General features: G+C 65.4%; 6 protein-coding genes. 3 read left to right on the top strand and 3 right to left on the bottom strand.

All coding sequences use genetic code 11. From position 1 onward, the window contains the following. From FZI91_RS19980 to FZI91_RS19970, 3 genes are all read left to right on the top strand, one after another. Window positions 1-5,222 (top strand): non-ribosomal peptide synthetase (locus FZI91_RS19980; RefSeq protein WP_155940782.1); only part of this gene is annotated, 5,222 nt, incomplete at its 5' end. A 76-nt stretch (window positions 5,223-5,298) separates the two neighbouring features. Then, entirely contained in the window at window positions 5,299-5,520 is a 222-nt protein-coding gene (locus FZI91_RS19975) for a hypothetical protein (protein ID WP_155940781.1), read from the top strand. An 84-nt stretch (window positions 5,521-5,604) separates the two neighbouring features. Further along, on the top strand, window positions 5,605-6,210 hold the full coding sequence (locus FZI91_RS19970) for a GNAT family N-acetyltransferase (RefSeq protein ID WP_155940780.1): 606 nt from the start codon (window positions 5,605-5,607) through the stop codon (window positions 6,208-6,210). Here the strand turns inward: FZI91_RS19970 and FZI91_RS19965 are convergent. Genes FZI91_RS19965 through FZI91_RS19955 form a run of 3 tightly spaced genes read right to left on the bottom strand, consistent with a single transcriptional unit; the run spans window position 6,207 to window position 9,308 of the window. Beyond that, entirely contained in the window at window positions 6,207-6,965 is a 759-nt protein-coding gene (locus tag FZI91_RS19965) for an enoyl-CoA hydratase (protein WP_155940779.1), read from the bottom strand. The two genes, FZI91_RS19970 and FZI91_RS19965, sit on opposite strands and share 4 nt — an antisense overlap. After that, window positions 6,962-8,107: an acyl-CoA dehydrogenase family protein gene (locus tag FZI91_RS19960; protein WP_162525980.1), complete on the bottom strand. Its 1,146-nt coding sequence runs from the start codon at window positions 8,105-8,107 to the stop codon at window positions 6,962-6,964. Before FZI91_RS19960 ends, FZI91_RS19965 begins: the two co-directional genes overlap by 4 nt. After that, window positions 8,100-9,308, bottom strand: a complete 1,209-nt coding sequence (locus FZI91_RS19955) for an acyl-CoA dehydrogenase family protein (RefSeq protein WP_155940778.1) — start codon at window positions 9,306-9,308, stop codon at window positions 8,100-8,102. Before FZI91_RS19955 ends, FZI91_RS19960 begins: the two co-directional genes overlap by 8 nt. Window positions 9,309-9,330: the final 22 nt, after the last annotated feature.

The raw sequence follows: 9,330 nt of genomic DNA, 5'->3' as shown, positions 1-9,330 counted from the left end.
TCGCCGGTTCCGGGCAGGCAAATGGATACCTCGGCCGTTCGGATCTGACGACAACCCGGTTCGTCGCATGCCCATTCGGGGCTCCCGGCTCCCGGATGTACCGCACCGGAGATCTGGTGCAGTGGGGGCAAGACGGACAGCTGCGGTACGTGGGCCGCGCCGACAAGCAGGTGAAGATCCGCGGATACCGCATCGAACTCGGCGAGATACAGACTGCGCTAGACGATCTCGACGGCGTTGAGCAGGCGGTAGTGATCGTGCGCGAGGACCGCCCGGGCGATAAGCGCCTGGTCGGCTACGTCACCGAGACAGTGGGCGGGTTGGTCGATACCGCCGGGGCGCGGGTGGCGCTGGGCGAGCGGCTGCCGCCCTACATGGTGCCCGCCGCGGTCATGGCGGTGGACGCATTACCGTTGACGGTCAACGGCAAGCTCGATACCCGTGCCTTGCCGGTACCGCAGTATCAAGAGACCCAGTACCGTGCGCCGTCGAGCCCTGCTGAGGAAATCCTGGCCGATATCTACGCGCATGTGCTCGGGCTCGAACGCCTCGGCGTCGATGACTCCTTCTTCGATTTGGGCGGGGACTCCCTGTCGGCCATGCGCCTGATCGCCGCCGTCAACACCTCGATGAACACGCGCCTGACCGTGCGGGCCCTCTTCGACACCCCGACGATCGCCCAGTTGGCCCCGCATCTGCGGACGGATTCGCAGAGGCCCGTGCCGTTGGTGTCCGGCACCCGGCCCGCGGTCGTTCCGCTGTCGTTCTCGCAGCGACGGCTGTGGTTCCTTGACCAATTGCACGGTGCCTCACCGGTGTACAACATGGCGGTCGCATTGCGGCTGGACGGTCTGCCTGATCTGGGCGCACTCGGCGCGGCGCTGGCGGATGTGGTGAGCCGTCATGAATCGCTGCGCACCGTGTTCCGCCATGAGGATGGTGTGCCGTACCAGCAGGTGCTGGCGCCCCACGACGCGGGGTTCGGCTGGGAGGTGGTCGATGCGACCGAATGGCCGTCCGCGCAGCTGGATGAGGCGATAAGCGCCGTCGCGCGGCACACATTCGACCTTTCGGCCGAGATTCCCATGCATGCAAAGCTGTTCAGGGTGTCCGGCGACGAGCATGTACTCGTGGCCACGGTGCATCACATCGCAGCCGACGGCTGGTCGGTGGCCCCGCTCATGCGTGACCTCACCGTGGCCTACGCCAGCCGGTGCGACGGGCATGCGCCCGGTTGGGCACCACTGCCGGTGCAATACGCCGATTACACACTGTGGCAACGCGATCAGCTCGGCGACCTCGAAGACGGCGACAGTTCCATCTCTACCCAGCTGGCGTATTGGCACAATGCGCTGGTCGGGATGCCCGAACACCTCGCGCTGCCTACCGACCGGCCCTACCCGGCGATCGCCGACTACCGCGGCGCCAGTGTGGATCTGGAGTGGCCCGAGCAGCTGCAGCGGGGAGTCCGTGCGCTGGCACGTGAACACGGAGCAACCAGCTTCATGGTGATCCAGGCCGCGCTCGCGGTACTGTTGTCGAAGATCAGCGCCAGTTCCGATGTGGCGGTAGGCATCGCGGTCGCCGGCCGCGATCAGCCCGCGCTCGATGAGCTGGTGGGCTTCTTCGTCAACACGTTGGTGCTGCGTATCGATGCGGGTGGTGATCCCACTTTCGCGGACCTGCTGGCCCAGGTCCGATCGCGCAGCCTGGAAGCGCTAGAGCACCAGGACGTGCCCTTCGAGGTGCTGGTGGAGAAGCTCAACCCCATCCGGTCGCGAAGCAGCCACCCGCTGGTTCAGGTCGGGTTGACCTGGCAGAACCTTCCCGGGCAGGACACCGCCGAGGGGCTGGGGCTGGGCGATCTACGGATCACGCAGATACCGGTGCACACCAACACGGCCCGCATGGACCTGACGTTCTCCCTGGGAGAGCGCTTCACCGGGACCGGCGAACCCGCCGGGATTGGCGGTGCGGTCGAGTTTCGGACCGATGTATTTGATGTCGCGAGTGTCGAGTCACTGACTGCACGCCTACAGCGGGTGTTGGCGGCCGTGACCGCCAACCCCTCGCAGCGGTTGTCGGCGGTGGATGTGCTGGACGCCGCCGAGAGTGATCGGCTGGACGTGATGGGTAACCGCGCGGTGTTGTCCGCGCCGGCGACGCCGACGTCGATACCGGAACTGTTCGCGGTGCAGGTGGATCGCGCCCCCGACGCGGTGGCGATCAAATGTGGTCGGCGCTCGTGGACCTATCGCGAGCTCGATGACCAATCGAATCGTTTGGCGCACAAACTGATTGACCACGGTGCGGGACCGGGGCAGTGTGTGGCGCTGCTCTCGGAGCGTCGTGGTGAGGCAATCATCGCGATTCTGGCGGTGCTCAAGAGCGGGGCGGCGTATCTGCCGATCGCCCCGGCGGTACCCGACACGCGCATCGATTTCATGATCGACGATGCCGGTCCGGTGGCGGCGATCACCAGTGCGGCATTGCGTTCACGGTTGGACGGGTACGCGTTGCCGGTCCTCGATATCAGCGATCTCGCGGCGGATGCGGGGCCCCACCTCGCCTTGGCGGGGCCGGCTGCCGACGATATTGCGCACATCGTGTACACCTCGGGTACGACGGGTATTCCCAAGGGAGTGGCGACAACTCACCACAATGTGACACAGGTGCTGGGATACGAGCACCTCGGTATCCCGTCGGGTCCGGGGCAGGCGTGGTCGCAGTGGTATTCGTATGCCTTCGATGCTTCGGTGGAAGAGATTTGGGGCCCGCTGCTGCACGGTGGGTGCCTGGTGGTGGTACCCGAATCGCTGGTCCCGGAGGACTTCCAGGATTTCCTGGTCTCCCAGGGGATCACCGTCCTACATCAGACGCCCTCTGCAGCTGCCGCGCTGTCGCCGGAAGCCCTGGAGGGCATGGCACTGGTGGTGGCTGCCGAGGCCTGTTCGGCGGAGGTGGTGGACCGGTGGGCACCAGGACGTTTGATGGTCAATGCCTATGGCCCCACCGAGTCCACGCTGTGCGTGACCGTCAGTCCACCGTTGGTCGCGGGCTCGGGGACGCCGGCGATCGGCGTTCCGGTGGCCGGGGCGGCATTGTTCGTCCTGGACAGTTGGATGCGACGCGTGCCGGTGGGAGTGGTCGGAGAGCTGTACATCGCGGGACACGGACTGGGCGCCGGTTACCTTCACCGGTCCGGGCTGACGGCATCGCGGTTCGTGGCGTGCCCGTTCGGTGCGCCGGGCGGGCGAGGACTCCGCATGTACCGCACAGGGGATTTGGTGCGCTGGGGGGCCGACGGGCAGTTGCACTACATCGGGCGCGCGGACGAGCAGGTCAAGATTCGCGGCTACCGCATCGAACTCGGCGAGATCCAAACGGCGCTAGCCGATCTCGACGATGTCGAGCAGGCCGTGGTGATCGTGCGTGAAGACCGCCCGGGTGATAAGCGCCTGGTCGGTTACGTCGCCGGGGCTATCGATCCGGCCACAGCGCGTGCCGCGTTGGCCGAACGGTTGCCGGCCTACATGGTTCCCGCGGCCGTCGTGGTCATCGACGCCTTGCCGTTGACGGTGAACGGGAAACTTGATACCCGCGCCTTACCGGAGCCGCAGTATCAGCAAACCGAGTATCGCGCTCCGTCAAACCCGGTGGAAGAGAAGCTGACCCGTCTCTACGCGGAAGTTCTCGGACTGCCGCGGGTCGGCGTCGACGACTCGTTCTTCGATCTGGGCGGTGACTCGCTATCGGCGATGCGCCTGATCGCTGCCATCAACAAATCGATGAACACGCACCTGACCGTGCGCGCGCTCTTCGATACGCCCATGGTGAGCAGTTTGAGTGGGCAGCTGGATAAGCACGCCAGCGACCCGCGCTTCGTTGCCGTGCATGGTTCCGGAGCGGAGGAGGTTAGTGCAGCCGACCTGACGCTGGACAAGTTCATTGACGCGGAAAACCTCAGTATCGCAACGACACTGCCGAAGCCCAGCGGGGAGGCGCGCACGGTGCTGCTGACCGGCGCGACGGGTTTCCTCGGGCGGTACCTGGTGCTGCAATGGCTCGAAAAGCTGGAACTGCTTGACGGCAAGCTGATCTGCTTGGTCCGGGCCGCATCTGACGAGGAGGCTCGGCGCCGGCTGGAACAGATCTTCGACAGCGGCGACCCGGAACTGCTTCGGCACTTCCACGAACTGGCCGAGGATCATCTGGAGGTCATTGCCGGTGACAAGGGTGAAGCCGACCTTGGTCTGGGGGAGGAGACCTGGCAACGACTCGCAGATACCGTTGACGTGATTGTCGATTCGGCCGCCGTCGTCAGCGGTGCCCTGTCCTACGGCGAGTTGTTCGGACCTAACGTGGCCGGTACCGCAGAGCTGATCCGGTTGGCGCTCGACACGAAGCTGAAGATGTTTACCTTCGTGTCGACGGCCAATGTCGGCGACCCGATTGAACGGGTGGCCTTCACCGAGGACGCGGATATTCGCGACATCTGTGCCACGCGTGTCATCAAAGACGCGTACGCCAACGGCTACGGCAGTAGCAAGTGGGCGGGCGAGGTGCTGCTGCGGGAGGCCCATGACTTATGCGGGCTGCCGATCGGGGTCTTCCGTTGCGACATGCTGCTGGCCGACACCACCTATGCCGGCCAGTTGAACGTCACGGATGTGTTCACCAAGATGATCCTGAGTCTGGTGACCACCGGCGTGGCACCCAAGTCGTTCTACGGACTGGACTCCGACGGCAACCGACGCCGCGCGCACTTCGATGGGCTGCCAGTGGAATTCGTCGCCGAGGCGATCACCACCTTGGGTACTCAAGTGGTCGACGGGTTCCAGACCTATCACGTGATGAACCCGCACGATGACGGCATCGGGCTCGACGAGTATGTGGATTGGCTGATCGAGGCCGGCCATCCGATCGAACGCATCGACGACTTCCAGGAGTGGTTGCAGCGGTTCGGGACGGGCCTGCGTGCGCTACCGGAGAAGCATCGGCGAAACTCGGTGCTGCAGATGTATCTGACGCTGGTGCAGGACCCTGAGCGGGTGAAGCCCATGGTGCCGACTGTTGGATCATTCGCCCCTGCCGACCGCTTCCGTGCGGCGGTGCAGGAAGCCAAGATTGGCCCCGATAGCGACAATCCAGACATCCCGCAGGTGTCGGCGACGAACATCGTCAAATACGTCACCGATATGGAGCTCCTTGGGCTGCTCTAGGCGCACACCTCGAATATGTGATCCAGGTCACTTGCGGCGTACTCTGGGGTCACTCGCATAAGGAGGTGTTCCGAAGATGAATCTCGACCGATTTGCCGTGTGGACTGGGTACTTCCTCGGACTGATGTCCGTCACGATCACCGCGCTCGGGCTGGCGGCGCTGGCCGCTGGTCATCACGGCTGGGGAATGGTTGCGGCCATCGCATTACTGGTCACCGCCGGTCTCGGATTCGCGGTGGTGGGCGGCACGGTGCACCACGACCACAAGATTCATAAGGAGACGCCACACCTGATGTAGGGGTACAGCTCAGGGCGGTCTGAGTGCTTCATAAAGTAGGCTTACCTAAGTTAAGTCTACCGATCGAACGGAGCTCGCTGGCCGATGAATTCCCACACCGGTTACCGCATTGCCCGCGAGATCACGGATGTTGCGGCCGATGTCATCGAGGCCGGGCCGCCGCCGCTCCCGTCCTTCGAGGGCACTCGCTACGGACTTCGCCGCGTGGATCCCGACGGCGCCGACCCTGAGATGCTCAGCGAGTGGTTCGCCCGTCCGCATCTGGTGGAAACCTGGGAGCAGGCGTGGTCGGCCGCCCGGTGGCAGGAGGACTCTTCGTACCGGTTGGCGGGGGCTTATTCGTTACCCTGCATCCTCTCGGTGGACGGTATCGAGGTCGGCTACGCCGAGATATACCGGGCCGCCCGGGACGAGATCGCTCGGATCTACGACTTCCATCCGCACGATGTCGGATTCCACATCGCTACCGCGTCCACCGAACATCTGGGGCGAGGCGTCATCTCGGAGTGGATCCGGCTGCTGCCGTTTGCGGTGTTCGCCGCGGACCGCGCATGTCGGCGGGTGTTAGGCGACCCGGCGATCGGAAATCCGCCGATTCACAAGACCTTTGCCCGTCTTGAGTGGACCGCGATGGGCGAGTTCGATGTTCGGCCCGACCGCCGGATCGCCCTGTACTGCTACGACCGTTAGGCGTTCTGGCTGCGACCGCGCTCCATGATCGCCGCGCGTCGGGCCTCGACACCCTCAGCAATGGAGTTCTGTTCGATCCACCGGTGCGCGTCATCGAGGGCCACCCTCAGCCCGTCGCCAATCAGCTCGGACTCGATGCGGCGGTAGGAGGCCAGCAGCTCGCGCACCGCAGGCTGATTGTTCCCGGCGATCGTCGCTGCGACCCGTTTGGCCGCCGGCAGCAGCTCCTCGTGGGCAACCACCTCGGTGACCAGCCCGGCACGCAATGCGTCCTCGGCCGACAGATAGTCGCCGGTGAGGCTCATACGCCGCGCCAAGCCGCGTCCCACCGACAGTGGGAGCAAGGTAGTCAGCCCCCAGGTGGGCAGAATGCCAACGCGCGCATGGGTATCGGCGAAGCGCGCCTTCTCCGAGGCGATCAGGATGTCGCAGGACAGTGCCAGCTCAAGGCCACCGGTCACCGCGGCGCCGTTGATGGCGCCGATGACGGGCTTGGACAGCTCGGGCCACCACGGGTCCAGAGTGTCGGCACGGTCGCCGCTGCCCAGTTCCTTGAGATCGACGCCCGCGCAGAACACGGGGTCGGCAGCGGTCAGGATCATCACGTCGACGTCATCATCGGCCTCGGCGGCAGTCACCGCCTTGACAATCTCCTCGCCGAGCGCCTTGCTCAGCGCGTTGCGTGCCTGCGGCCGGTTCAACGTGATGGTGCAGATGCGGTCTTCGGTCTGCGTCAACAGAATCTGTTCGGTCATGCGTCTATTACCTCTCTGGCGATACGTTCGGCGTGCACGGCGCGGCCTCCGAAGAGCGCCGAATTACTCACGGCCCGTTTGTAATACAGATGAGCCGGATGTTCCCAGGTGAACCCGATGCCGCCGTGGCTTTGGATGGCCTTCGCGGTCACCTCGACGGCACCGGCGGACGCTACCTGCTGGGCGATGCTGGTGGCCAGCGCGGGATCGTCGATGCTCGGGTCATCGTGGGACCACGCCGCGTGATACGCGGCGCCGCGCACATTTCCGGCCGCGGCGGCCATATCCGCCAGGCGGTGCTTGACGGCCTGGAACGACCCGATGATCCGCCCGAACTGAATGCGTGACTTGGCGTATTCGGTTGTCACATCGAGCATGCGGGCGGCGATGCCCGCCTGCTCGGCTGCCAGCACGGTGGCCGCAACATCGAGTGCTTGTGCGACGGTAGTGCCGCCGTTTCCGGTTTGGCCGATCAAGCGCGCGGGAGCGGCTTCGAAGTGGATGTTGGCCTGCCAGCGGGTCAGGTCCAGGGTGGCCAACGCGTGCCGGTCGACGCCGGATGCGTCCCCGTCCACCGCGAAAAGGCTTGGACCCGAATCGGTATCGGCCAGTACCAGCAGCACGTCGGCAGTAGCGCCGTCCGGGACGTGCTCGGCATCGCCGGTGAGCTTCCAACCGTCTCCATCGGATTCGGCCGAGACCGTGATCGCATCGGCCAATCGGGTGCGACCGCCGGCCAGCGTGATGGTCTTGTCGCCGGTGGCCAGCGCAGGCACCAGTTGTGCGATGGCGTCATCGTCGCCGCTGGCTACCAATGCGGTGGCGCCCAGGGCCGCGCTCGATATCCACGGCAGGCACGCCAGCGCGCGCCCCAGTTCCTCAGCGACGATGGACAATTCGATGACGCCGAGCCCGCCGCCCCCGTGCTGCTCGGGCAGGATCAGCCCCACCAAACCCAGCTCGGACCCCAGGGCGCGCCATGCGTTCAGGTCCACGGTGCCGGCATCGGCGACCTCGCGCACATGCTCGGGCGTCCACACCCGCTCGCACCAGCTGCGCACCAGCCCACGCAGATCGCCATGCTCTTCAGTGAACTCGAACTCAGCCGGTGCTTGATTGTCTTCACGCAGGCGCTTATCCACGGGGAACTTCCTTCCAGGCCTTGTCGGTGTCGACCCGGATGTCGCCGGGCAGACCGAGGACGCGTTCTCCGATGATGTTGCGCATCACGTCGGAGGTGCCGCCCTCGATGGTGTTGGCCTTCGACCGAAGGAAGGCCCACATGGTGTCGGTACGGCGATCATCTTCGACAACCCGCCGCATGTCGTAGGAGGCGTACAGGGTGGCCTCAATGCCCAGCAGTTCGACGCAGAAGTCGTAGATCTGTTGGTTGAGCTCCGCGCCCATCAGCTTGCCGATCGAACCCTCTGGACCCATGGGCTGATCGCCCTGTGCGGCGATCCGCATCTGGGTGCCGTAGCGGTTTCCCTCGGAGCGCACGAACAGATTGGTCAGCTTGGCGCGCAGCTCGGGGGTGTGTAGATCGGGGCGCTGCTTCCACAGGTTCAGCGCGTTCCCAATCGATCCGCCGCCACGTCCGTGATCGAATGCGCCGCCGAGGGCGCTGCGCTCGTTCATGAGCGTCGTCATCGACACCCGCCAGCCGTCGCCCTCGTTGCCCAGGCGGTGCGCATCGGGGATGCGGACGTCGGTCAGGTACACCTCGTTGAACTCGGCGTCACCGGTCATCTGTCGCAGCGGGCGGACCTCGACGCCGGGATCGGTCATGTCGAGCACGAAGTAGGTCAGGCCGCGGTGCTTGGGTAGATCGGGATTGCTCCGGGCCACCAGCAGGGCCCAGCGCGCCTGGTGGGCGCCCGAGGTCCACACCTTTTGGCCGTTGATCACCCAGTCGTCGCCGTCGCGTACCGCGCGGGTGGCCAGGCCGGCCAGATCGGAGCCGGCGCCCGGCTCGCTGAACAGCTGGCACCACAACTCTTCGCCGGTGAACAGCGGACGCAGAATCCGCTGGGTCAGTTCGGGTTGTCCGTGGGCGAGCACCGTGGGGGCCGCCATGCCGTAGCCAATTACGTTGATGAACAACGGATCTGGCATTCCGGCCGCGCGCAGGATGGTGTCGGAGATGGCCTGTAGTGCGGGTGGGGCGTCCAGACCGCCCAGGCCGACGGGGAAGTGGACCCAGGCCAGGCCGGCGTCGTAGACGGCTCCCAGTAGTTCGATGACCGGGGTCGTGGCGGGCGGATGGGTGGCGAGAACCTGGTGCGCTGCTGCCGCGATGCGTTCGCGTAACGCGCTGGACGGCTCCAATGACGTCGATGGCATGAATTACGTATACACGCGCAGG

The sequence above is a fragment of the Mycobacteroides sp. CBMA 271 genome, from assembly GCF_009729205.1.
GTDB lineage: Bacteria > Actinomycetota > Actinomycetes > Mycobacteriales > Mycobacteriaceae > Mycobacterium.
The sequence above is the reverse complement of the archived record's forward strand: the minus strand, read 5'-3'. Positions and strand labels throughout refer to the sequence as shown.